The sequence below is a fragment of the Tissierella sp. MB52-C2 genome (genome assembly GCF_030931715.1).
In the GTDB taxonomy this organism is placed as follows: Bacteria; Bacillota; Clostridia; order Tissierellales; family Tissierellaceae; genus Tissierella.
Genome location: NZ_CP133261.1, coordinates 2,303,116 through 2,327,782, shown reverse-complemented (window position 1 = coordinate 2,327,782; position 24,667 = coordinate 2,303,116). Strand labels below are relative to the sequence as shown.

Genomic DNA, 24,667 nt, shown 5'->3' with positions numbered 1-24,667 from the left:
AATTGATAGTTTTCGTCTGGTGACGATAGCAAGATGGACACACCTGTACCCATACCGAACACAGAAGTTAAGCATCTTAACGCCGATGGTACTTGGTTGGAAACGACCTGGGAGAGTAGGAAGTTGCCAGGCTTACATAAGTAAAAAACCTGTTAGAATATTCTAACAGGTTTTTTTATGCTTATTTTTTTATAAGTTGGGTAATAAATACGAAGGTAGCTTATAAAAAGGAGTGGAAGTAATGAGAAATGTTAAATATTTGATTATAGGTAATGGAATAGCAGGACTTGCAGCTGCAAAAGAAATAAGAAATAATGATTTAGATAGTACTATTACAATGGTTAGTAGTGAAGGGATAAATACTTATTATAGAGTAAAGTTAACAGAATATATATCAAAGGATTTTGCTGATGAAGAATTGCTAGTTAGCAAAGAGACTTGGTATAAGGAAAAAGATATAGAAGTTATTCTCAGTAAAATCGTAGAAAACATAGATATAAATAATAATAAAATAAGATTAGATGATGGTCAGGAGATAGGATATGATAAACTACTTATAGCAACAGGTAGTAGACCTTTCGTACCACCTATAAATGGAAAGTATAAAGAAGGTATATTTGCCTTAAGAACACTAAGGGACTTACATGAAATGAAAGAATATTTAAAGCCTTTGAAGGATGTATCAGTAATAGGTGGTGGACTTCTAGGTCTTGAAGCAGCTTGGTCATTAAAACAATTAGGGAAAGAAGTAAATATAATTGAATTTGCTCCATATTTATTGCCTAGGCAATTAGACAAAGAAATAGCAGATAAATTAAAGAAGAAATTGTTAGATAATGGTTTTAAACTATATCTTGATTCACAGGCGGAAGAAATCCTTGGTGAAGAAAAGGTTAGTGGAATAAGGTTAAAGGATGGAAGGAAAATTGAGTCTCATGCTATTCTAGTGTCTTCAGGAATTAGACCAAATCTAGATATAGTTAATGATACTAATATAGAATATGATAAAGGCATAAAGGTAGGGAAGGATTTAAAGACTAATATAGAAAATATTTATGCCGCAGGAGATGTAGTTGAAATAGATGGTATGGTACTTGGATTATGGACTGCTGGAAATGAACAAGGAAAAATAGCAGGTGCAAATATGACAGGAAAAGATTTAAAATATAATCAACCAAAAATATTCACTACTTTACAGATAGGAGATATTAAGCTTTTCTCCGCAGGGATTATAAATGATTTTGATAAAACATATGAATATAAAGATGAAGAAATGGATATACACCATAAGATATTCACTAAAGATAAAAAGATAGTTGGAGTAATTCTCTTTGGTGATTTGAAAGAAATAAATGCTCTTAGGAATGCAGTAATATCAAATATGAGAATAGATGAATATATTAAAGGAGATAGCAGATTTATATAGTTTCTAAGACCATGAAATTGGAGGTATAAATATGGATATTCAATTCTTTGGTGCGGCAAAAATGGTTACAGGTTCTAATTACCTCGTAAAAACTGAAAAATACAATATATTAGTTGACTGTGGAATGTTTCAAGGAAACGAAGAAATGGAAAGATTAAACTATGATAATTTTCCATATAATCCAAATGATATAGATTTTCTAATTTTAACTCATGCCCATATAGATCATAGTGGAAGAATTCCCAAGTTAGTAAAAGAAGGCTTTAGGGGTAGAATAATTACTACAAATGCAACCTATGACTTATGTAAGATAATGTTAAAAGATAGTGCAAAGATACAGGAATCAGATATAGAATGGGAAAATAGAAAGAGACAAAGAGCAGGAAAAAAAACTATTGAACCTTTATATACCATGAGAGATGCAGAAAATAGTTTAAAGTATTTTGAGCCTTATTTCATAGACCAAAGAATAAAAATCAATGATAGTATTCAAATTAGATTCAAGGATGCTGGACATATATTAGGATCTGCCATATTAGAATTATGGATAAAGGAAAGCAAGGATGAAGAAAAGATAGTTTTCTCTGGAGATTTAGGGATGCCAAATAGGCCTATTATTAATAATCCTGATTATATAGATGAGGCAGACTATTTAATTATAGAGTCTACCTATGGAAATAAAGTTCACGATAGCTATAGTGAAAGTACTCAAAATCTAATAGATATCATCAATAAAACTGTATTAAGAGGTGGTACTGTCATTATTCCATCCTTTGCAGTAGGGAGGACTCAAGAGTTAATATATCAACTAAATAAATATTATGAATATAATTCTGATGTAGAAGAATATATGAAAATTCCTATTTACATTGATAGCCCAATGGCAGTGGAAGCTACTGAAGCTTTTAAGAGAAACTCAAGCAGCTTTAATGAAGAAGCAAGAGAACTTATATTACGTGGAGATAATCCTTTTGAATTTAAAAATTTGAGATATGTAAAAACTCAAGAAGAGTCTATGGCATTAAACAAATTTGAATTTCCAAAGGTTATAATATCATCAAGTGGAATGGCTACAGCAGGAAGAATAAGACATCATTTAAAACATAATCTGTGGGACAATAGAAATAGCTTAGTCTTTGTTGGATATCAAGCTCAGGGAACCCTAGGAAGAATACTTCTAGATGGTAAGAAAAAAGTAAAAATACTTGGAGAGGAAATCGATGTCAAGGCTGAAATTTATGACTTAGAAGGATTTTCAGGTCACGCAGACCAAAAGGCATTACTTGATTGGCTAAATAATTTTCAAATTAAACCTAAGAAGATATTTATTGTTCATGGTGAGGAAGAAGCAGCTACACAACTTTCAACTCTTATTACACATTTATACAGAGTTGAAACTATAATTCCTAATATTGGAGATAGCTTCAATATAGCTAAGGATGATGTAGAACTAACTAAAAAAGAAAAGTTAACCCCTATTATGCTAAAAGAAGATATTGAAAATGAGTTTAAAACAGCATATAATCAATTTGAGGCACTAATAGATAAATCAGGAAGGTTAGTAGACGATAAGGTATTGGCTGCTAATTATGATGAAATTAAAAATCAATTAATAGAGTTGCAACATACATTGATGGAATTAAACATTATTATAGGAAAATGAAAATTATGAACAATAGGAGGAATATATGAAATACTTAGTAAACAATTCAAATGACCCACGATACAATTTAGCTTTTGAGGAATATTGTTTTAAAAGCTTAGATTTAAAGGAAGATTATGTAATACTTTGGATAAATGGTCCTGCCATTATTGTAGGAAAAAATCAAAATACAATTGAAGAAGTAAACCAAGATTATATAGAGGAAAATGGAATAAGGGTAGTTAGAAGAGTAACTGGTGGTGGAGCAGTATACCATGACCTTGGTAACCTTAATTTTAGTATAATTAGTATGTCTGCTGGTCCTGAAAAAATTGATTTTAAAAAATATAATATACCAATAGTTAAATCCTTAGAAAAACTAGGTATTAAATGCGAATTATCTGGTAGAAACGATATGACCATAGATGGAAAAAAATTCTCAGGTATTGCTCAATCAGTATGGAAAAAGAGAGTTTTAAACCATGGGACACTATTGTTTGATACAGAGCTAGACGTATTATCAAAAGCTTTAAATGTAAAACAGGATAAAATTGAATCTAAGGGAGTAAAATCAGTAAAAAGTAGAGTTACAAATATAAAATCTTATTTAGAAGAAGATATAGATATGGCTAAATTTAAAGAAATATTACTAAAGAACATATTTGAAATGGAAGGATTAGAACCAGAAGAATATAAACTAACTCAAGAAGATCTAGATAACATCCAAAAAATGTTTGAAGAAAAATATTCTACTTGGGAATGGAACTATGGAGAATCACCAAAATCAAATTACAAGAATTATAAAAGATTCCCCTTTGGAAGTATTGATATTAGATTTAATGTAATAAATGGATTAATAGCAGATACAAAGATATATGGTGATTTCTTCGGGGTAGAAGATGTAAGTTTACTTCAGGACAAATTAAACGGAGTAAGATACGATAAAAAAGAAGTAACAAAGGCCATAGAAAGTGAGCCTTTACAAAAATATTTTGGTAATATTACTGAAGAAGAATTTATAGAATTACTGTTTCAATAAAATTAAAAAACCTTAAATGTTTTAAAAAAATTAAGGTTTTTTATAATCACTAGGAAAGTTATATTTGCTGTACTGAATATATGGATATATGTAGGTCAAATGAATCAATACTTCAGAATCTAAATGACCATTAAGTCTCTTGTCATTTAGCTAATGTTTAAATTGTAAAAAAATTCCAAAAACCTCCAAATGGCTAACATACATTTGGAGGTTTTTCAATATATAAACTTTTAACCTAAAGAAACCATAACATAATGAACGATATAATGGGCAAATTAAAAATGATAATAATTTTTTAAAACCAAATAATTTTTCATGGGAGGTTGCAATGAATATACTAACTAGAAAAAAATTAGAAGATTTAATAAATAAAGAAGAAGAGTTATGTGTATCAATGTATTTTCCTACTTTTCGTATGGGAGCAGATATTAAGCAAAACCCAATACGACTAAAGCAAAGAATAAGAGAAGCAGAAGATAAATTATTTAAGATGGGACTAGATAAATCTGAAGTTAAACATATTTTAACGTCTGCAAGTAATTTAATAGATGAAACAGTCTTTTGGCAAAATCAAACTGAGGGTTTAGCTATATTCTTAACTTCAGAAAATATGAATTATTATCATCTTCCATTTGAAGTAGAAGAACAGACAATAGTATCCAATAAATTTTATACAAAGCCATTATTTCCTCTTTTTACAGGAGACGGACAATATCTGATATTAGCTTTAAGTAAAAATGAAATGCGATTATTTAAAGCTTCAAGACAAATGGTTAAAGAAATTAGGATGGAAGAAGCACCAAGGAGTATTCATGATATGCAAGTGGATAATGATCCGAGAACTAACTTAACGATTAAAACTGCAAACCCCAAAGGTGGCACCAATGAATTAGTATATAATAGTGTAACCCAAGGACAGGGAAACGAAAATGACTTTGAAAGAAATGAGCTTATTAGATATTTCAGAGCAATAGACGAATCTTTAAATAAATTATATAAAGGAGATGAGATACCTTTAATATTAGCAGGAGTAGAGTATCTGATTCCTATATATAAGGAAATAAGTAACTATCCAAATATAGTAGATGAATTTATAAAAGGTAATCCTGAGATATTGTACGGAGATGATTTGCAAAAAATGGCTTGGAGTATTATAGAGCCTAAATTTTTAAAGATACAAGAATTAGCAGAAGATAAATACAGACAGTATTCAGGTCAAAAAAACAATCTTTTTTCTAATTCACTAAAGAAAATATTGTTTCAAGCTTATAATGGTCAAGTAGAAACTCTATTTATTGCTAAGGGAGTAAGTCGATGGGGAAGTTTTGATCCAGAAACTAATAAAATAGAGTTCCATGAAGAACAAAGAACAGAAAATGAAGATTTAATGGAGCGAGTGGCAACATTAACTATATCAAGAGGTGGGACTGTATATATATTAGATGAAGATAAAGTACCTGATGGAAAAAGCATAGTAGCAGTTCTAAGATATTAAAATAAGAAATCCGAATATATATTCGGATTTCTTATTTTAAAATATAGATGAATTTATCTTGTTTAATTCAGTTATTTTATAATCAATTTGGTTTAATAAGTTTATCATTTGATCTGAAAGATCCTCTGCCTCAAGATATAACTTTTTTGCTTTTGTTTCATCATTTCCCTTTACAGCAGCAATTACCTTATCCCCCATACTATGAAAGTTATGGTGGATGCTATCTATTGTTTCCCATTCATTCTTAATTTCAGAATGATCTATTTCAATTGAATGATAGAAATGTCCAAAGGCACATTTCTTTGAGTTAGTTTGTAAAGGATATATACGCATCTCTGTTACGATTTTGTTAAGACCTTCCATCCACTTTAAATGGGCAACCTTAGCATTTTTTATAATGTCCTGTATCTCCTTATTTGTAAGTCCATGGGCTCCACCCTTTAACCCCTGAAACATTGTAGACACAATGGTAGAAAGCTGGTCATCGATTTGTGAAAGTTGTCCTGCAAAATTTACAGTTTCCATGGCATCATTGTGAATACTGTGGGTCATATGAGTAAGCTTTTCAGAGTCAGCAGTAGAGGCTTCCATTGCTTGATTAATCTCGTCTGCTGCAAATTTTACGCTTTCCATAGATTCATGAATATTATCAACATCTATTGTCACAGTTTTTAGCATGTCTACATTGGCACTAACGGTATCGTAGACAAGTTCTATTTTACTACTCATTTCTTCTGTAGATTTTAAGGTACGAGTTAGACTCTCATTTCCTTCATAAGTAGCTTCGTGTATATTATTTACAAAATCCCTCATCCCATCAAGTTCTTCCTTCGTATTATCAGCTAACTTTCTAATTTCATCGGCTACAACTGCAAAGCCTCTTCCATGCTCACCAGCTCTAGCAGCCTCTATAGCTGCATTTAATGCTAATAAATTGGTCTGTTCAGCTATAGATTGTACACTATCTACTATTTTACCTACTTCCGTGGCTAGATTAACTAATTGATGTATTTTGTCACTCATAACTCCAGTATCGTTTATAACATTATCTTTTAAAACCTGAACTTCTTTAAGGATACTCATGCTATGATCATTTTTAGATGCTAAAGATTCAGATTCAGCAGATAAATTGTCTAAAGTCTCAGAAGTGCTTATAATAGATTCATTTACTTGGCTCATACTAGCAGTTGTTTCTTCTACCATTGCCAAATTAGACTCACTTAAAATTGCCATTTCATGTGCAAATCCTGTTAATTGATTTGAAATATGAGTCATACCCACATCAAAGCTACTTAAGGAAGTAAGTATATGAAGTATTTCTTTAGTGGAATCTGCCATATTATTCTCATTATCAAGTAATTTTTGGAAGTGTTCGAATACTTGAATATGAATAGGATACTTAACATTGGGTTTATCTACAACTATTCCATTTAGTGAATCTTCAACATACCTAACTATGCATGAAGCTTCTTCACATGGAGGTTTAGTAAATTTCTTAAACAAAAAAATCACCTCTTAAATTTATTGTAAAAAGAAATATTTAATATTAAATTCTTTAGTGAATATATAATATAAATTATAATACTAAATATTGTTTGTTAAAAATTGTCATATAAATAATATATAATTAAAATCTAGAAAAGTCTATGTTTTTATTCAATTAAGTAAATCTATAGTTAGATTTAATAAATAAAAATTGTTTATATGTATTGAAGTGAGAAATTAAGGATGTTACACTTAATAAGGTTAAATTAATATTAATTTGAAATAGGAGGAAAATAGATGAATAACAAAAGATTTAAATTTATTACATTAATTGCAATAATGACATTAGCTATGATATTAACTGTTGCCTGTGGAAAAAATCCAACCAGCTCGGACTCTGGATTAATAAAATCTATGACAGGGGAAGAACTTGTAAAGCAAAATTCAGGAAAAGATAAAGACAAGGTTCTAATCATAGATGTACGTTCTCCTGAAGAATACAAAGCAGGACATATTCCAAATGCTATAAACATGAATGTAGATGGTTTCGAAGATAGAATTGCTGAAATTGAAGATTTAAAAGAATTTCCAATAATAACTTATTGTAATTCAGGTAAAAAAAGTGGAGATGTTGCAGAAATCTTAGTTAAGAATGGATTTACAAATGTAACTAATGGAGCAGGAGTAAAAGAGTTTGAATATGATTTAGTTCATTATGATGATATAAGAGGGGCAGCTTTCCAAAATCTTATAGATGAAGATAAAGATATAGTATTAGTAGACGTTAGGCCAGAAAAACAAGTAGGGGAAGAAGGAATGATTGAAGGAGCTATTAATATTCCATTTGATGCTATAGAATCAAATCTTGATAAATTACCTAAAGACAAAACTATAGCATTATACTGTAATACTGGTACTAAAAGTGCAGAGGTTGCACAAGAATTAGAAGGTCTAGGATATGAAAATGTAGTAAATGCAATAGAAGGTGTAAAAGAATTTGACTTTACCCTAGTAAAATAATTAAGATAAAAAACTGTCTTGGATCATTCTTAGACAGTTTTTTAATTGAAAGGATTAGTACCATCTGATACTATAATATTGGAAAGACTTTTACTTTATAGTATATATTGGAGGGATTTTAATGAGATTACCGGAAAAGATTAGTTTTGCAAATTTACCAACTAAAATTGAGAAATTAGGGCGACTAAGTGAGGAGTTAGGCAAGGAAATTTATATAAAAAGAGATGATCAAACAGGAACTGAAATATCTGGAAATAAAATTAGAAAATTAGAATATGCAGTTAAAGAAGCAATAAATAATGGCTGCAATTACTTAATTACTTGTGGTGGTATACAATCAAATCATGCTAGAGCAACGGCAGCGGTAGCTAGGAAATTAGGTATGGAGGTATACCTTGCTCTAAGAGGTAATGAAAATGGTGAAGTTGAAGGAAATTATTTTTTAGATAAAATGTTGGGAGCCAAAATTAAATTAGTCGCTCCAGAAGAATTTAATTCTAATGTAGAAAATATTATGGAAAATATAAAAGAGGACCTAATAAAAGAAGGATATAAGCCATATATAATTCCTATGGGAGCTTCTAACGGAGTAGGATCTTTAGGGTATTGTGAAGCTATGGAAGAAATATTGCAGCAGGAAAAGGAACTAGACATAAAGTTTGATGCTATTGTAACTACCATAGGTTCAGGTGGTACTTATGCAGGATTATACTATGCTAATTATATAAAGGATAATGATGCAAGAGTTTATGGAATAAATATTTGTGATGATGCTGAATACTTTAAGGATATAGTACTAAAGTTATTTAAAGGAATATCCATATATACGGGAGAGGAAATTCATATAGATAAAAAAGACATAGATATTTTAGATGGATATATTGGAAATGGATATGCCTTAAGTAAGGAAAATGAAATAGAATTTATTCATAAATTGGCAAAATTAGAAGGTATAATCTTAGACCCTGTATATACTGGAAAAGCAATGTATGGTCTAGTAGAAGAGGTGAAGAAGGGAACATTTGATAAACATAAAAACATATTATTCATTCATACAGGGGGTATATTTGGATGGAATAGTGTTGCAAGAAGTATGGTAAATCAGTAAGGTTATATAATATGTTAAGATGTTATCAAATTTATCTATAATGGTAAATCACCTCATAGATGGAATTAATTGGACAATACCCTCTCTGAGATATAAACTTTATTAAGGAAATTATTAATATAACAATCATAGGAGGGTATTATGAAAAAGAAAATTGCATTTTTATTAATTACAATACTGCTCTTTGTATCTCTAGTTGGATGTGGAGATAGTGGAGTTAGTTCAACATTAGAGGATAGTACATTTAAAGCACAAATGACCTTTAACGGTTCATCTACTTTGGCACCTGTAATATCAGCTATAGCAACAGATTTTATTGAATCAAATACTACATGGAACAATGTAGATTCTAGCTTTCCAGAAGAAAACATATCTATATATGTATCGGCTGGTGGTTCAGGTGCTGGAGCTAAATCAGTAATAGAAGAAATTAGTGATTTTGGTATGTTAGCTAGGGAAGTAAAGAGTGAGGAAAAAGAAAAGATAGGAGATATGAAGGAGTTTGTCTTAGGTATAGATGCCTTAACAATTTCTATAAATCCAGAAAATCCATTAGTAAAACTAAAGGATAGTTTAAGTACTGAAGAAATCATGAAGATATTCTCAGGAGAATACAAGTATTGGGATGATTTAGATGAAAGCCTTGAGCATAAAGAAATTGTAGTTGTTATTAGAGACTTAGGTGGTGGAGCCCATGAAGTATTTCAAAAAAGCATAATGGGAGATGTACAAGTAAGAGAAGATGCTATTCAATCTCCATCAATGGGTGCCTTAGTTACAAAAATTATTGAAAATAAAGACGCTATTGGTTATGCCTCATATGGTATGGTAAATCAAAATCAAGGAAAACTTATACCTTTGAAAGTAGATGGAGTAGAACCAACAGAAGAAAATATAGTTAATGGATCATATAAGGTATCAAGACCTCTTATTGCAATAAAAAAAGGAGAGTTAACACAAGAACAGCAAGCATTTATGGACTTTGTTTTATCAGATGAAGGTTCACAAATTATTGAAAAAATGGGATTTGTACCAGCAAACTAGAATTAGGGGCCATAAAGCCCCTATTTTTTGAGGTGGTTAAGTGAAAAGATTAGAAAATAGTATTTTTAAAGGAATAGTAAGCTTTTTAACTTTATTTTCTGTATTAATACTCTCTTTTATTATATTTTTTATTTTAAAGGAGAGTACAGTATTTTTTAAAGAAGTATCTATAACTAACTTTATCTTTGGCAAAAGGTGGAATCCATTAGGACCTGCTGACAAATTGGCTATATTCCCTATAATACTAGGTACTATATATGTATCAATTATAGGAATTATTATAGCATTGCCTATTGGTATAGGTAATGCTATTGTTTTATCTAGTTATACAAATGGAAAGGTTAAAAGAATAATTAGAAGTATAGTAGATGTATTAGCAGGCATACCATCTGTGATTTATGGATTTATTGGTTTATTAGTACTTGTAAAATTTTTAGAAATAAAGTTTGAATTTCCTACAGGTGAGTCAGTATTAGCAGGAGGAATAGTTCTTTCCATTATGATGCTGCCATTTATTATTTCCACATGTGAAGAATCTATGGAAAAGGTGTATAACGAATATTCAGCATATTCAAATGCTTTAGGAGTCTCTAAAGGTTATATGATTCGAAATATAGTTTTACCTAATAGTAAAAGGAGTATTTTAGCTTCTATAGTATTAGCATTAGGCAGAGGTATGGGAGAGACTATGGCTGTAATGATGGTAATAGGTAATGCACCTATAATGCCTAAATTGCTAGGCAAATGTCAAACGATACCTTCATTAATTGCTCTTGAAATGGGAATGGCGGAAGTAGGGAGTCTCCATTATCATGGTCTTTATGCTTCAGGATTTGTACTTATGATGATTTTGTTAATTATTAACGTTATTTTATATATAATAAAAAGAAAATTGATATAAAGGTTGAAATATATGAAGGAAAAAATTAAAGATAAGATATTTAAATTATGGATTATAGCCAGCGCCATAATGGTAGTTACAATTATAGCATTTATTTTTGGATATATTTTAATGAAAGGATTGGGCTCTATAGACTTAGAGTTTATTTTTGGCAATCCAAAGGGTATACCATTAGGAGTAGAAGGTGGAATATTTCCTGCTATTATTGGTAGTTTATTATTGATGGCTTTATCATGTGTTTTTGCATCAATTTTAGCTATTTCAACGGCTATTTATACAGTATTTTACTGTAGCCTTAGCAGGGTAAGGGAGATGATTTATTTAATAATACAGTGTATGGCTGGTGTACCTTCTGTAGTATTAGGAATGTTTGGATATACTCTATTGATCCTATACTTTAGAATTAATAGATCTCTTTTAACCGCAGCCATAACATTAGGAATTATGATATTTCCATATATTGAAGTTAGGATAGAAAAGATATTAAATGAAGTTAATCCTAGTATAATCAATTCTTCCTATGCCTTAGGAATTTCAAAGTTTTATACTATTGTCAGATTAATCTTACCAATATGCAAAGCTGATATTATTTCGGCAATCCTTCTAGCAGGAGGATTTGCCATGGGAGCTACAGCACCAATAATATTAACAGGGGTTGTGATTTTCGCACCAATACCTCAATCAATATTTTCACCTGTTATGGCTCTTCCATTTCATCTTTATATATTAACAGGGGAGGGGATATCCCTTCAGAACGCCTATGGAACTGCTGCAGTACTTATTATAATATTACTATTAATAAATATTCTATCATTGATTATAGGCAGAGGAAGAAAGGAGCATAGATAATAGATGGAAATAATAAAGGTAAATAATTTAAATGTAAGTTATGGAAATAAGTTAATACTAAAAAATTTATCAATGCCCTTTATTAAAAATAAGATTACGGCAATTATAGGGCCATCAGGATGTGGAAAATCTACATTTCTTACAACACTTAATTTAATGTTAGAGGAATATGATGGAAAATATAATGGAGAGATCATTTTCAAGGATAAGGACATTAAAGATTATGATAAAGATGAAATAAGAAAAATGATAGGTATGGTATTTCAAAAACCTACACCATTTCCCCTATCCATATATAAAAATATGACTTATGCACCTATATATTATGGAATACGAGATAAACAAAAATTAAGAAGCTTAGTAGAAAGCAATTTAAAAAAGGTAGGACTTTTTGAAGAAGTAAGTAATGAATTAAATATGTCAGCCATGAAATTATCAGGAGGACAACAACAAAGACTTTCCATAGCAAGAGCTTTGACTGTAGAACCTGAAGTATTACTATTAGATGAGCCTTGTTCAGCATTAGATATAAAAAATACTGCAATTATTGAAGAAATGTTACTGGAGCTTTCTAAGGAGTATACAATAATAATAGTAACCCATAATTTATCTCAAGCAAAAAGAGTAGCAGATTATGTTGCATTTATTTTAGATGGAGAGCTTATAGAATATGGACATACAAATGAAATATTCTACAATCCAAAGGATAAACGAACAAAAGAATATCTAGATGGAATATATGGATAGATTTAGTAGGAGGAATATAAATGATATCATATGAAATACCTGGTAGAGATAATATAGTAGTTGAAAATATTGTATTTGATTATAATGGTACAATTGCAGTAAATGGAAAGTTAATCGATGGAGTGAAGGAGTTAATAAATGAATTAGCAAAATATGCGAAGGTCTATATATTAACAGCTGATACTTATGGAACTGTGGCAAAGGAATGTATTCATATTGATGCTGAAGTTCTAACTTTTCCAAAAGAAAATGTAGGTACGTCAAAAAAAGAGATAGTGAGAAATCTTGGTGGCGATAAGACCATATGTCTAGGCAATGGATATAATGATATTTTAATGTTTGAAGAGGCTATATTATCTATTGCAATAGTAGAAGGAGAAGGTGCTTGTGGAAAACTGTTATCTAAAGCAGATATAGTTGCTAGATCTATTGAGGAAGGAATAGGAATATTACTTAATAAGAACATGGTGAAGGCAACACTTAGGACCTAGGAAGGTTATTAAAGAAGTAGTTGACAGATAGAGTATATTTCAAGCAATTTCTTTAATGATGTCGTTTGGTATGCTTATTATATCACTAATCTCCTTAGTTGTTATACTTACAAAGGATAATAATAAAGGAAAAAAATAATCACCCTGTATTGCCCTACAGAGTGATTGTTATTAAATAGTCTCTTTTGTGGCAATCGCATTTATGTGAATCCGATTACCTTATTTATATTATACCATAAATTATAGTAAAGTAAACATTCAGTCAAATATTATTTGACTGATGTAGAATTAATTCATAATAGTATCTATATTAGCTATTTTAATGATATAGAAGAAGTGACTAGGAGAAATCTCTAGTTTTTTTATTTTTTGACATTCTTAATAATTAATTCATTATACTTATTTATAGCAATATCTAATTCTTGACTAGCTTTTATTATTTCTTCATCTTGTAAATTAAAGTCCTTCTTATCAAGTAAAATGTTTAAGTTTTTCTTTAATTCGTCTATATTTTTCATTAGATCTTTTATATCAGACAAAATTAGCACCTCCTGAATAATAGGATGTGCTAATTAATAAATAAATATGCTGTTGGAATAAAATAAGACTATTAAGTTCATGTTACTTTTACTTATTAGAAGTTTACATATAATTACTTCTATTAATTTACTAAAAACTGTTTTATTATTATATTGATCCATAAAAAAGAACCTCATTTCATTGTTTTCTGGTTAAAAACAATTTAATGCAAGGTTTTTTTTCATTACATAAATTTTTCCATGTCAACTTGCAATTACTTCTTTAATGCAACATTAATACCTAGGGAATTGCTTTATTTTTTATAGAAGCATATTTAATATTTGAATCTGCCTTACAAAGGAGAAGTGCACTATTATTTAATTAATTATTTAAAATAAAATGTACTAAATTTATCACAGGATTTTAATTAACATATCTATATATTCTAGAAGATATGATATACTTTAAAGAATATTCACAGTAATCTGACATAAGAATATAGAGTAAATAATATTAGCAAATAACCTGGAAGGCTGAGACGCAAAGTCCTAGAGTCTAAAGTGAAATACAATGACAGTCCAGCCACCAGATTAGGAAAAGGAATAGAAAGGAGGGAACCGTTATCATAACCAAAGGGGGTGTAATTTGATTAACTTAAATCTTCTATGATGTTTCTTAGTTAAAATCTTAAAAACTAGGGGGAATATAAATTGATAACCTTTTTTAAATCAAGAAAAAGTAAATCTTTTGTATCTATGATGATAGCAATGCTTTTGACGCTTAGTTCATTTGTATCCTTTGCTGAAAACCTAGATACAAATCAAAGTAATCAAGAATTGTTAAAGGATAAGATATCAAGTGAAGTATTTGATAGGTTTGATTCTGGGGAAGATAAGGTTGAAGTTTTAGTTAAATTAAGAGAACAAGCTGATGTAGAAAGAATAGCTAATGATGAAAGATTACAGTTAAATTCTTTAGAGCTTGACAATGACGAAATGAAATTATTGACTAGAGAAGCAGTCATTGATGAGTTAGAAAGCATTGTTGAAAGAACACAATATAGATTGTTACAATATATTGAAACTGAAACTAAAAATGGTAATATAGAAGAATATGAGTCCTATTATATAGTCAACATGATATATATAAAAGCTACACAGGATGTAGTTAATAAAATAGCACTTATGAATGATGTAGAAAAGGTTTATTTTAATGAAAAGATATACCTAAATGATTATACTAGAGATCCTGAAGGTATAATTGAGATAGTAGAAGAAGAAACAGATATAGCAGAAGAAATTGAAGTTGAGGAAGGTAAATTTGAAGTTATTGGAGAAGAAATGCAAGAAACCATGAGAGCAAGTGATATTACCCCTAAAGCTGTATTACCATCAGATATTGAGTGGAATATAAAAATAGTAAATGCTGATAAAGTGTGGAGCACATACGGGATTGATGGTACAGGAGTTGTAATAGGTATGATTGATTCAGGGGTAACATGGAATCATCCAGCCTTGAAAAATAAATACAGAGGGTATAATCCAGCAACTGGAGCAGTAAATCATAATGGGAACTGGTATGATGCATATGCTGGAAGAACAACTCCATATGATGATTCACAATTACCACATGGTACTCATGTAATGGGTACTATATTAGGACAGGAGCCATCAGGTAAAAACGCAATAGGTGTTGCACCTGGAGCTAAATTTATAGTTGCAAAAGGATTGGGACCAAATGGAGGATCTGCAAACCAATTAATATCAGCAGGACAATGGATGCTTAAACCAGGTGGAAATGCTGCAAATGCACCAGATATAATTAATAATTCCTGGGGTGGCGGTACTGGAATCAATGACTGGTTTAGAGGAGTAGTAAGAGCATGGAGAGCGGCAGGAATTGTTCCAGTATTTGCTGCTGGAAACCAACTGAGGGGAGAACCAGCTCCATGGCCAGGATCAATATCTTTACCATCATCATATCCAGAAAGCTTTGCAGTAGCAGCTACAGATTCATCCAACAGAAGGGGAAGTTTTTCTAAGCTTGGACCTTCACCTTATGATAATAGTATACCAAAACCGGATATATCAGCACCAGGAGTAAATATACGTTCATCAGTAATTAATGGGTATGAAAGTGGTTGGAGTGGTACATCAATGGCAGCTCCTAATATTGCAGGAGTGGCAGCATTGATGTTAGAAGCAAATCCAAATCTTTCAGTAATACAAGTAGAAAATACAATTAAAAACACTGCTACGCCTTTAACAGATACCACATATCGAACATCACCTAATATGGGATACGGATATGGTCTAGTGAATGCACTTAGAGCAGTAGAAAGTGTATCAAGATCACAGTCATTGCAACCAATAAAAACCAGCACATTAACAGGTAGGATAATAAACAATAATACAGGAGAAGCTGTTTCAGATGCGAGCATAACAATAGAAAATACATCCTTATATACTACAACTAATAGCACTGGCCATTACACTATAACAAATATACCTGCTGGGTCTTATACAGTAACAGTAACAGCTGCAGGATATAATCCTATATCAGATAATATAACTATAAATGCGAATCAAGAAATAACAGCCAATGGTACAATGGTGCTAAATACAGCAACAGTACAAACTGGTACAATAGCAGGTAGAGTAATAGACTATAATACAGGAGCAGCTGTTTCAGATGCAAGGGTAGATATTGATGGCACCTCACTTTATGCATATACAGATGATTATGGATATTTCATATTAAATAATGTACAAGAAGGAGTACAAACCATCTCGATATCAGGGCATGAACACAATACTGTTTCAGGTAATGTTACAGTCATACCAGGAAAAACTATAAATGTTACAGCTAGATTAATACCAAATAGCGACTATGAATCAACATTAGAGGATGAAATAACTGAGCCAATATTAGAGCCAATCATTGAATCACCAATTATCGAAGTACCAATCACTGAGTCACCAGCAGTTGATATATAGGCAGAGGTACTGGAATTTTATCCCACACAAAATCACCTATCAGTATTGATGGGTGATTTTGCATATATTGATATTTGATGATTGTCTTACTCATTGGGCTAAATTGGACCGGTGTTACAGGGTTTGGGGAAGGCACTCTCCCACAAGCAATTTTTGAGTTTTCGCGCAGGGGAAAATCTCGAAAATATGCAAGTGCTTACCATTTAGTGGAATATTAAAAATAGACATTTCATTGGTAAAATGCTGATTGTGATTGACAGTTCAAACATTCAATGATAAAATAGAAACGGATGTTACGCAACGTATGTTACCTATGGAAAGGAGAAAATTTATGCCACCTAAAACTATTGTAAATAGAGATGAGGTCTTGTTTGCCGCACTGCAATTGATACACAAAGATGGTATAGAAAGCTTAAATGCAAGAAATTTGGCACAAATATTGGGTTGCTCAACAAAACCGCTCTTCCGTATCTATGAAAATATGGAAGAATTAAAAACAGATACAATTTCATATATTAATAAGTATTGTAGTGAGTACTTGCACAAATCATATGACATTTATCCTGCGTATTTAGGAATTGCTATGCGATATATTAGTTTTGCAAAAGATGAATCTAATCTATTCAAGGTTCTTTTTATGAGTAATTTGATTACAGATAATACGATTCGCGATATGTTATCAGATGATGATATAAAAAAAATACTAAATGAAGTATCCAAGGATTTTCAAATAGATAGTAAAGAAGCTCAAGGAGTATATCAAAAAATGTGGTTGTTATCCCATGGAATAGCTTCTGTAATTGCTACGAATATAGATTCATTAAAAATTGAAGAAGCTAAACATATTATCTTAGACTCTTTTAAGGGGTTTATATTGTCAGTGAAAGAGGAGGGATAGCAATTGGTTAGCATTAATGATTTTTCCGATTATATAGAAATCAATGGAAAGAAACAGTTTTTATCTGTTTGTTCACGTGACATACGATTACCTGTTTTATTGTATTTGCATGGGGGACCAGGCGATGCTGCATTACCTTTGGTTAAAAAATTCAATTCTTCTTTAGAGAACTATTATACAGTAGCTGTTTGGGAACAGCGTGGATCTGGGAAATCATTTTACCGTTTTTCAAAAGATGATGACATAAACATCCAACTTTTTATTGAAGATATTCACAAAATAGTCGAATTTCTCTTGCATAAATATAAACAAGATAAGGTATATTTGCTTGGCCATTCTTGGGGAAGTGTAATTGGTCTAAAATTTGTTCAACTATATCCTGAATTGATACATACATATATAGGTTGCGGTCAAGTAGTTAATATGGAAAAATCATCGCGTATAGCTTATGAATACGCAATTGATAAATGTGTTGAGAGAAATAATATAAAGACTCTGGGTAAATTAAAGAATATAGACTGTACGTATTCATCTGAACATTGGTTTGAAGATTTGCTTTTTGTTACCCGACAAGTTGTGAAGTATGGTGGTTCTTTATATGGTGAAAAGAACTACTATAAGCTTGTTAAGCCTTTTATTTTTTCGAAGGAATATTCGCTTATAGATTTGATTAACAGACAAAAAGGTTCAATGCAATCCATAAAAAGACTTTGGCAAGAACTTATGGCAGTAAATTTTGAGCCTGATACATCATTTTCTGTACCAATTGTTTTTATAGAAGGTAAATATGATTATCACGTTTCATCTCAAGTAGCAAAATCTTATCTTGACACAATTCTTACTCCCAAAAAATTTGTTTGGTTTGAAAACTCATGTCATTTTCCCCAATGGTCTGAAGCGTCAAAATTTACTGAAGTTTTGTCATCGATACTATAACTTACGCTAACCTTATCCAACAAAACGTTAAGACCGCCATTAACTTTTAAAAATTGAAATAGCGAAATCTATAATTTGTTATTTTTCAAAACATGGCAGCACGTAAGGAAGAAAGCTATGTTTTATTATGTCATATATAAAGTATTTATCCAGGGACACCGAATAAATACTATTATCTAATTTAAAACATTGAAAAGCTTACTTAAAACTACTATATGCGGCTATGGATAGGCTTTCCGAAGTACAGCGCTGAAGATTGCTTCTATATTATGCAGACAACTTAACCCACAGACAAATTGTAAAATATAGGGTCTAAATCAAGCTGCGTAGGACATTTTATTTAGCACGCTAGTGAGAATATAATAGAGGTATTATTACGAGATAAGTAATTAGATTTACTTGTCTTTTTTATTTTGTAAATATTAGCTAGAAAAAGGAGGAATTTTGAGAGTTATGTAGAATGGTATATATGGTAAGAAATATTGAATGTAGTGATGAATAGAGGGAGAAACTGTTATTAGTAAATATTGTCTAACTTTGGTTCGGGAATATAGAGGTTAGATGAAATCATTGCAAAGATAATAAAGACTACCCTATCCAATCGAATTATTTGGTTGGATGAAAATGAGGAGGAAAGAATGAAAAAGCGAATTCATATATTTGGCGCCTCAGGCTCGGGAGCTTCGACCCTTGGGAAAGAACTTTCTTTATATATTCCATATCATGTTTTTGACGGAGATGATTATTTTTGGTTAGAGAAATTTACATATCATCGAGAGCCACAATTGAGGATCCAACTGTTATTAAATGATTTAAAACTGTATGAACAATGGATTCTTACTGGTGCAGTTTGTGGTTGGGGAGATAAATTAAAGCCTTTATTTGATTTGGTTATTTTCCTTTCAGTACCAAGTGAAGTTAGATTACAAAGACTTAAGGAAAGAGAATACGAAAGGTATGGTGAAAAGATATTACCTAATGGCATTTTGTATGAACAATCAAAAACATTTTTAGAATGGGCTTCTTTATATGATACAGGGGAAATGAACGTAAGAAGTAAGGCACTACATGAATATTGGATGGCGGACTTGGAATGCCCAGTATTAAGAATTGAAGGAAACCATACTGTGCAAGAACGTGTAGAAATCGTTCTAGAATATTTAAAGAGTTGTTAATAATAGCAACAGAATTTGAAATATTTGCTAATTAATCCTACAATCAGTATTTAAAGGAATATTTTTAACAATAGACATAACTAATTCACCAATAGTTGAAATTAGAAATTGATGATATAAAACTAAATATGATATAACTGAGTTCACAATGACACACTTTTCTTTTGGGGTATTTGTTTGTTTGCAGGCTCAATTATACCAAAAAAAGGAGAACATTGTTTTTTATGCAAAAAAACATGAAATCCTTGGTAATACAGAGTATAAATTTATTAATTATATAGATAGGTTTACACTAACAAAATTTATAAGGACATATGTAATGTAGTCTAAATAAGGGGAATGGTGATGAAATGAATAGAAATAGAGGGCATATATCTGATATTATTAAAATTCCTTATTAGGCTTTCTACCTCATTTCCTCTTTAGCTCCCTAATTAAATTCTTCTTTTCATTCTTTATGGATGTAATGCAAGTTTATTTATCGTATCAATATCTGGTGTTCTTTTACCAAGTCCATATTGTAATAGTGATTGACTAGTAATATTTAGTTTTCTTACTAGCTCAACTTGGGATAATGGGATACCAGTTAGACCAGACTATATAAGTCAAAGATTTAAAGACATTTTATATAACAAGGATTTGGAGCTAGTAAGGTTTCATAATCTTAGGCATACAAAATCACATAAAAAATGAGCCTAGAAGAAAACCTTCCAAACTCACTTATCAATTACAATGCCGGTGGCCGGATTCGAACCGGCACGGTGTTGCCACCGGTGGATTTTGAGTCCACTACGTCTGCCAATTCCATCACACCGGCAAATATATCATGAAATTATAATAGCATAAAATGAAAAAATAATCAATATTTTATTTTACCTTTTGTTTACTGAAATTATGTTTTGAGGTATACTAGAAAGTATGTAGTAAAGAATGGAGTGATCTAATGGATAAGAAAAAATTGATGATTATAGATGGAAGTGCTTTAATACATAGAGCATTTTATGCTTTGCCTTTATTGTCCAATAAAAATAACTTGTATACAAATGGGGTTTATGGATTTTTAACAATGTTATATAAAGTAGAAGAGGAAATTAATCCTGACTACATATGTGTAGTCTTTGACAAAAAAGGCCCTACCTTTAGACATGAACAATATGAACAGTATAAGGGTCATAGACAGGCTACACCTTCGGAATTGGTACAACAGTTTCCTATTATCAGAGAAATACTTGATGCCATGAATATTAAATATTTAGAGCTTTCAGGATTTGAGGCTGATGACATAGCAGGTACATTGGCAAAACTTGGTGAGGAAAATTCAATGGATGTTACTTTAGTAACTGGAGATAAAGATTACCTTCAGTTAGCTACAGATAATACTAGAGTTTTAATTACTAGAAAAGGCATTACAGAAATAGAGGAATTTAATAGAAATAAGATAATAGAAGTCTATGGAATTACTCCAGAACAGCTTATTGATTTAAAGGGATTAATGGGGGATCAGTCCGATAATATTCCAGGAGTACCAGGAATTGGTGAGAAAACAGGACTAAAATTATTAAGAGAATATGGTACAATTGAAAGCGTATATGAAAATATAGATAATATTAGTGGAAAAAAACTAAAAGAAAACTTAACTGAAAATAAGGATCTCGCTTTTTTAAGTAGAAAACTTGGGGAAATTATGACTTCAGTACCTATGGAAATTAATATTGAAGAATTAAAGGTAAAGGAGCCAAATTGGGAAGCCCTAAGAAAGCATTATGAGGAACTTGAATTTAATAGTTTAATTAGCAAGATAGCAGGTGAAGATTTGCAGGAGGAAGAGAAATATTCTCCTTGTGTATATAATATAATAGATTATTCGGATTATGAAGAACTAATTAATAGAATAAAAAAAGAAAATAAGGTTGGATTTAAATTTATTATATCCAATAGTAATTATATTGAAGATGAAATAATCGCTATGGGTATTAAAACAGAAAATTCACCAACTAATATTATTTATCTAGATAAAGAACAAGAAGAGTTTATCAATATCTTTAAGCCTATATTTGAAGACAAAACAATCGAAAAAATAGGTTATGATTTAAAATCTGATATAGTCATCTTAAAAAGATTAGGGATTGAGGTAGAAAATATTGTATTTGATTCTATGATAGGTGCATATTTAATCAATCCATCTCAAAATTCTTATTCTATAAATAATATAAGTAAAGAATACTTAGGATACTATGGTAAGGATGAAGAAGCATTACTAGGTAAAGGAAAATCTAAGAAAAGTTTCGATATGTTAAGCAAGGAAGAAATATGCGACTATTTAGCTTTTATATTGGATACAGTATTTAATGTAGAAAATAGTATGAAAAATATAATTGAAGAACAGGAAATGCTAGAACTTTACTATAATGTTGAATTACCTTTAGTTGAAGTATTAGGTAGTATGGAATACTATGGATTTAAAATAGATAAGAAAGAATTAATTAAACTTGGAGAAGAATACAATGGGGAGATTAATTCATTAACCAGTGAAATATATGAATTAGCAGATATAGAGTTTAATATTAATTCACCTAAACAATTAGGAGAAATTTTATTTGATAAATTATCTTTACCAATTATTAAGAAGACTAAAACAGGATATTCTACAGATGCAGAAGTTTTAGATAAATTAAAGGATCAACATCCTATAATCAATAAGATTTTAAGATATAGACAAATCGTAAAATTAAAATCAACCTATATAGATGGATTATTAAATCTTTTAAATAAAGATACAGATAGAATCCATTCAAGTTTTAATCAGACAATAACCACAACAGGAAGAATAAGCAGTACAGAACCAAATCTACAAAATATACCTATAAGAACTGATGATGGAAGAAAAATAAGAAAGGCTTTTGTTGTAGAGAACAAGGATTATATTTTAGTAGATGCAGATTATTCTCAAATTGAATTAAGGGTATTAGCTCATATATCTAAAGACCCTAAATTAATTGAAGCATTTAATACTAATGAAGACATTCATACGAAAACAGCTTCAGAAGTATTTAATGTACCTAAGGATGAAATTACATCTTCCATGAGAAGTGATGCAAAGGCTGTAAACTTTGGAATAATATATGGAATTTCTGATTTTGGATTATCTAGAGACTTAAATATTTCAAGAAAAGAAGCAAAGGAATATATCGATAATTATTTAAGAAATTATGAGATGGTAAAGAAATACATGGAAGATATAGTTGAGTCAGGCAAAGAAAATGGCTATGTAGAAACTATTCTCCATAGAAGAAGATATATCCCGGAGCTTAAAGCTAAAAACTTCAATATCAAATCTTTTGGAGAGCGTATAGCTATGAATACTCCAATTCAAGGTTCAGCTGCCGATATAATAAAAGTGGCAATGGTTAAAGTCTATGGTGAATTAAAAAAGAGAAATCTAAAATCAAGATTAATATTACAGATTCACGATGAGCTTATAATTGAAGCAGATAAAGAAGAAACAGAACAAGTAAAGGAATTACTGAAGGGTATAATGGAAAGTTGTGTAAGTCTTGATGTACCTCTTATAGTCGATTTAGAAACAGGTGATAGCTGGTATGATACAAAATAATTGTATATTAATAGGATTAACGGGTGGAATATCCACTGGTAAATCTACTATATCTAATATAATAAAAGAAAAAGGTTATCCATTAATTGATGCAGATAAAGTCGCCAGAGAAGTTGTGAAAATAAATAAACCAGCATATATAAAAATAATTAAAGAGTTTGGAGAAGAAATATTACTAGAGAATAAATCTATAAATAGAAAAGAACTGGGAAATATTATATTCAAAGATAAGTTGGCTAGAGAAAGGCTGGAAAATATAACTCATCCTTATATTTTTCAAGAAATTAAAGATAATATAGATGAGTTTAGTAAAGATAATTCTATTATATTTTTAGATATTCCTTTGTTATTTGAACAATATAGATTATGGAAGGAATATGACATTAAATTTGATGAGATATGGGTAGTATATCTTGATAAAGCTACTCAGCTAGAAAGACTTATGAAAAGAGATAGGATTACAAAAGAGGAAGCATTGAGAAAAATAGAATCACAAATGGATATAGAAATAAAAAAAGCAAAATCTTCCAAGACAATTGATAATAGTGGAGATGTGAGACTTTTAGAAGAACAGATAGATAAATTACTAAGGAAATTAATCTAATCTTGGAGGGGTTCTTTGTTGTTTAAAATGAAAAAACTAATTAAAAAAACTATTATATTTTTTACTATTATTATTCTGATAATTATTGGTAGTCTTGTGGTCTTAACTACTAAATATCCAATAGGGTATAAAAGTGCTATAGTAAAATATTCTAATGAATATAATTTAGATCCGTATTTAGTGGCTTCAATTATCAATGTAGAAAGTAAATACGATAAAAATGCTGTATCCAGCAAAGAAGCAAAGGGACTGATGCAAATAGCCCCACAAACTGGACAATGGGCCAGTGAGGTTCTAGGAATAGAAAACTATAATGAAAAAATGCTATTTGATCCTGAAATAAATATTAGAATAGGTACATGGTATCTTAATAATCTTTTCACGGAGTTTAATCAAAATTTAGATTTAGTTTTAGCTGCCTATAATGCAGGAAGTGGAAATGTAAACAAATGGTTAGATAATGATGAATATTGTAAAGATGGAGTCGAACTGTCAGTCATTCCATTTAAAGAAACAAGAGATTATTTAGTGAGAATAAAGGATAATTATAAAGTATATAGCTCAGTATATAAGGAATATATAATGAATCCTACGGAGAAAGATTCTTTATATATTAATCTACTGCATAATATAAAAAGAGTTATAAAGGAACTAGTGAGAAACATATAATGAGGTGGGC

The 24,667-nt window shown here is 30.3% G+C and carries 21 protein-coding genes, 1 tRNA gene, 1 rRNA gene and 1 riboswitch; of the genes, 20 read left to right on the top strand and 3 right to left on the bottom strand.

What is annotated here, in order from left to right; all coding sequences use genetic code 11:
* The first annotated feature begins 15 nt into the window (after nucleotides 1-15).
* The 5 genes from rrf (at nucleotide 16) to RBU61_RS11630 (ending at nucleotide 5,602) form a co-directional block, all read left to right on the top strand.
* Nucleotides 16-132 (top strand): 5S ribosomal RNA (gene rrf / locus RBU61_RS11650).
* Between the two features lie 109 nt (nucleotides 133-241).
* A complete protein-coding gene (locus tag RBU61_RS11645) occupies nucleotides 242-1,426 on the top strand; it encodes an FAD-dependent oxidoreductase (protein WP_308875607.1) in 1,185 nt (394 codons plus the stop codon).
* 31 nt (nucleotides 1,427-1,457) lie between these two features.
* A complete protein-coding gene (locus RBU61_RS11640) occupies nucleotides 1,458-3,089 on the top strand; it encodes an MBL fold metallo-hydrolase (RefSeq protein WP_308875604.1) in 1,632 nt (543 codons plus the stop codon).
* A gap of 25 nt (nucleotides 3,090-3,114) precedes the next feature.
* Nucleotides 3,115-4,107 carry a lipoate--protein ligase gene (locus tag RBU61_RS11635; protein ID WP_308875603.1) on the top strand — a complete coding sequence of 331 codons (993 nt, stop codon included), beginning with the start codon at nucleotides 3,115-3,117 and terminating at the stop codon, nucleotides 4,105-4,107.
* A gap of 328 nt (nucleotides 4,108-4,435) precedes the next feature.
* Nucleotides 4,436-5,602, top strand: a complete 1,167-nt coding sequence (locus RBU61_RS11630) for a hypothetical protein (protein ID WP_308875602.1) — start codon at nucleotides 4,436-4,438, stop codon at nucleotides 5,600-5,602.
* A 36-nt stretch (nucleotides 5,603-5,638) separates the two neighbouring features.
* On the opposite strand, the gene RBU61_RS11625 is transcribed toward RBU61_RS11630, so the two are convergent.
* Entirely contained in the window at nucleotides 5,639-7,105 is a 1,467-nt protein-coding gene (locus RBU61_RS11625; RefSeq protein WP_308875601.1) for a methyl-accepting chemotaxis protein, read from the bottom strand.
* A gap of 279 nt (nucleotides 7,106-7,384) precedes the next feature.
* Here RBU61_RS11625 and RBU61_RS11620 point away from each other — a divergent pair, with 279 nt between their 5' ends.
* The 8 genes from RBU61_RS11620 (at nucleotide 7,385) to RBU61_RS19590 (ending at nucleotide 13,386) form a co-directional block, all read left to right on the top strand.
* On the top strand, nucleotides 7,385-8,107 hold the full coding sequence (locus RBU61_RS11620) for a rhodanese-like domain-containing protein (protein WP_308875600.1): 723 nt from the start codon (nucleotides 7,385-7,387) through the stop codon (nucleotides 8,105-8,107).
* Between the two features lie 121 nt (nucleotides 8,108-8,228).
* On the top strand, nucleotides 8,229-9,215 hold the full coding sequence (locus tag RBU61_RS11615; RefSeq protein WP_308875599.1) for a D-cysteine desulfhydrase family protein: 987 nt from the start codon (nucleotides 8,229-8,231) through the stop codon (nucleotides 9,213-9,215).
* Nucleotides 9,216-9,356: 141 nt separating this feature from the next.
* Entirely contained in the window at nucleotides 9,357-10,259 is a 903-nt protein-coding gene (locus RBU61_RS11610; protein ID WP_308875598.1) for a phosphate ABC transporter substrate-binding protein, read from the top strand.
* A 40-nt stretch (nucleotides 10,260-10,299) separates the two neighbouring features.
* Nucleotides 10,300-11,160, top strand: coding sequence for a phosphate ABC transporter permease subunit PstC (gene pstC / locus RBU61_RS11605; protein ID WP_308875597.1), 861 nt, complete (start codon nucleotides 10,300-10,302; stop codon nucleotides 11,158-11,160).
* A gap of 12 nt (nucleotides 11,161-11,172) precedes the next feature.
* Nucleotides 11,173-12,009, top strand: a complete 837-nt coding sequence (locus RBU61_RS11600) for an ABC transporter permease subunit (protein ID WP_308875596.1) — start codon at nucleotides 11,173-11,175, stop codon at nucleotides 12,007-12,009.
* Between the two features lie 3 nt (nucleotides 12,010-12,012).
* Nucleotides 12,013-12,756 carry a phosphate ABC transporter ATP-binding protein gene (locus tag RBU61_RS11595; RefSeq protein WP_308875595.1) on the top strand — a complete coding sequence of 248 codons (744 nt, stop codon included), beginning with the start codon at nucleotides 12,013-12,015 and terminating at the stop codon, nucleotides 12,754-12,756.
* A gap of 20 nt (nucleotides 12,757-12,776) precedes the next feature.
* On the top strand, nucleotides 12,777-13,247 hold the full coding sequence (locus RBU61_RS11590; RefSeq protein ID WP_308875594.1) for an HAD family hydrolase: 471 nt from the start codon (nucleotides 12,777-12,779) through the stop codon (nucleotides 13,245-13,247).
* A 34-nt stretch (nucleotides 13,248-13,281) separates the two neighbouring features.
* Nucleotides 13,282-13,386, top strand: coding sequence for a putative holin-like toxin (locus RBU61_RS19590; RefSeq protein ID WP_374212524.1), 105 nt, complete (start codon nucleotides 13,282-13,284; stop codon nucleotides 13,384-13,386).
* Nucleotides 13,387-13,609: 223 nt separating this feature from the next.
* Here the strand turns inward: RBU61_RS19590 and RBU61_RS11585 are convergent, their stop codons facing one another.
* Complete coding sequence (locus tag RBU61_RS11585) at nucleotides 13,610-13,786, bottom strand: aspartyl-phosphate phosphatase Spo0E family protein (protein ID WP_308875593.1); 177 nt, start codon at nucleotides 13,784-13,786, stop codon at nucleotides 13,610-13,612.
* A 485-nt stretch (nucleotides 13,787-14,271) separates the two neighbouring features.
* Nucleotides 14,272-14,356: riboswitch (cyclic di-GMP riboswitch) on the top strand.
* Nucleotides 14,357-14,476: 120 nt separating this feature from the next.
* On the opposite strand from RBU61_RS11585, the gene RBU61_RS11580 reads away from it, so the two are divergent.
* From RBU61_RS11580 to RBU61_RS11565, 4 genes are all read left to right on the top strand, one after another.
* A complete protein-coding gene (locus RBU61_RS11580) occupies nucleotides 14,477-16,762 on the top strand; it encodes a S8 family serine peptidase (RefSeq protein WP_308875592.1) in 2,286 nt (761 codons plus the stop codon).
* A gap of 331 nt (nucleotides 16,763-17,093) precedes the next feature.
* Nucleotides 17,094-17,660 (top strand): hypothetical protein, encoded by a 567-nt coding sequence (locus tag RBU61_RS11575; protein ID WP_308875591.1) that lies wholly within the window; start codon nucleotides 17,094-17,096, stop codon nucleotides 17,658-17,660.
* Nucleotides 17,661-17,663: 3 nt separating this feature from the next.
* Complete coding sequence (locus tag RBU61_RS11570; RefSeq protein ID WP_308875589.1) at nucleotides 17,664-18,596, top strand: alpha/beta hydrolase; 933 nt, start codon at nucleotides 17,664-17,666, stop codon at nucleotides 18,594-18,596.
* 638 nt (nucleotides 18,597-19,234) lie between these two features.
* Nucleotides 19,235-19,771 carry an AAA family ATPase gene (locus RBU61_RS11565; protein WP_308875588.1) on the top strand — a complete coding sequence of 179 codons (537 nt, stop codon included), beginning with the start codon at nucleotides 19,235-19,237 and terminating at the stop codon, nucleotides 19,769-19,771.
* Between the two features lie 733 nt (nucleotides 19,772-20,504).
* Here the strand turns inward: RBU61_RS11565 and RBU61_RS11560 are convergent.
* Nucleotides 20,505-20,588: transfer RNA gene (locus RBU61_RS11560), tRNA-Leu, on the bottom strand.
* A gap of 126 nt (nucleotides 20,589-20,714) precedes the next feature.
* Here RBU61_RS11560 and polA point away from each other — a divergent pair.
* From polA to RBU61_RS11545, 3 genes are read left to right on the top strand one after another with little or no spacing between them, the layout of a single operon-like run.
* The gene (gene polA / locus RBU61_RS11555; RefSeq protein WP_308875587.1) at nucleotides 20,715-23,384 is read left to right on the top strand and encodes a DNA polymerase I; all 2,670 of its coding nucleotides are present in this window, start codon (nucleotides 20,715-20,717) and stop codon (nucleotides 23,382-23,384) included.
* The gene (gene coaE / locus RBU61_RS11550) at nucleotides 23,371-23,988 is read left to right on the top strand and encodes a dephospho-CoA kinase (protein ID WP_308875586.1); all 618 of its coding nucleotides are present in this window, start codon (nucleotides 23,371-23,373) and stop codon (nucleotides 23,986-23,988) included. The genes polA and coaE overlap by 14 nt, the downstream gene beginning before the upstream one ends.
* A 15-nt stretch (nucleotides 23,989-24,003) precedes the next feature.
* Nucleotides 24,004-24,657, top strand: a complete 654-nt coding sequence (locus tag RBU61_RS11545; RefSeq protein ID WP_308875585.1) for a lytic transglycosylase domain-containing protein — start codon at nucleotides 24,004-24,006, stop codon at nucleotides 24,655-24,657.
* Nucleotides 24,658-24,667 lie beyond the last annotated feature (10 nt).

Bases quoted from the DNA above. Each gene is read 5' to 3' on its own strand.
- RBU61_RS11615 (WP_308875599.1), top strand. From the start codon at position 8,229: ATGAGATTACCGGAAAAGATTAGTTTTGCAAATTTACCAACTAAAATT.
- RBU61_RS11635 (WP_308875603.1), top strand. From the start codon at position 3,115: ATGAAATACTTAGTAAACAATTCAAATGACCCACGATACAATTTAGCT.
- RBU61_RS11640 (WP_308875604.1), top strand. From the start codon at position 1,458: ATGGATATTCAATTCTTTGGTGCGGCAAAAATGGTTACAGGTTCTAAT.
- polA (WP_308875587.1), top strand. From the start codon at position 20,715: ATGGATAAGAAAAAATTGATGATTATAGATGGAAGTGCTTTAATACAT.
- coaE (WP_308875586.1), top strand. From the start codon at position 23,371: ATGATACAAAATAATTGTATATTAATAGGATTAACGGGTGGAATATCC.
- RBU61_RS11590 (WP_308875594.1), top strand. From the start codon at position 12,777: ATGATATCATATGAAATACCTGGTAGAGATAATATAGTAGTTGAAAAT.
- RBU61_RS11620 (WP_308875600.1), top strand. From the start codon at position 7,385: ATGAATAACAAAAGATTTAAATTTATTACATTAATTGCAATAATGACA.
- RBU61_RS11595 (WP_308875595.1), top strand. From the start codon at position 12,013: ATGGAAATAATAAAGGTAAATAATTTAAATGTAAGTTATGGAAATAAG.
- RBU61_RS11610 (WP_308875598.1), top strand. From the start codon at position 9,357: ATGAAAAAGAAAATTGCATTTTTATTAATTACAATACTGCTCTTTGTA.
- RBU61_RS11630 (WP_308875602.1), top strand. From the start codon at position 4,436: ATGAATATACTAACTAGAAAAAAATTAGAAGATTTAATAAATAAAGAA.
- RBU61_RS11645 (WP_308875607.1), top strand. From the start codon at position 242: ATGAGAAATGTTAAATATTTGATTATAGGTAATGGAATAGCAGGACTT.
- RBU61_RS11565 (WP_308875588.1), top strand. From the start codon at position 19,235: ATGAAAAAGCGAATTCATATATTTGGCGCCTCAGGCTCGGGAGCTTCG.
- RBU61_RS11575 (WP_308875591.1), top strand. From the start codon at position 17,094: ATGCCACCTAAAACTATTGTAAATAGAGATGAGGTCTTGTTTGCCGCA.
- RBU61_RS11600 (WP_308875596.1), top strand. From the start codon at position 11,173: ATGAAGGAAAAAATTAAAGATAAGATATTTAAATTATGGATTATAGCC.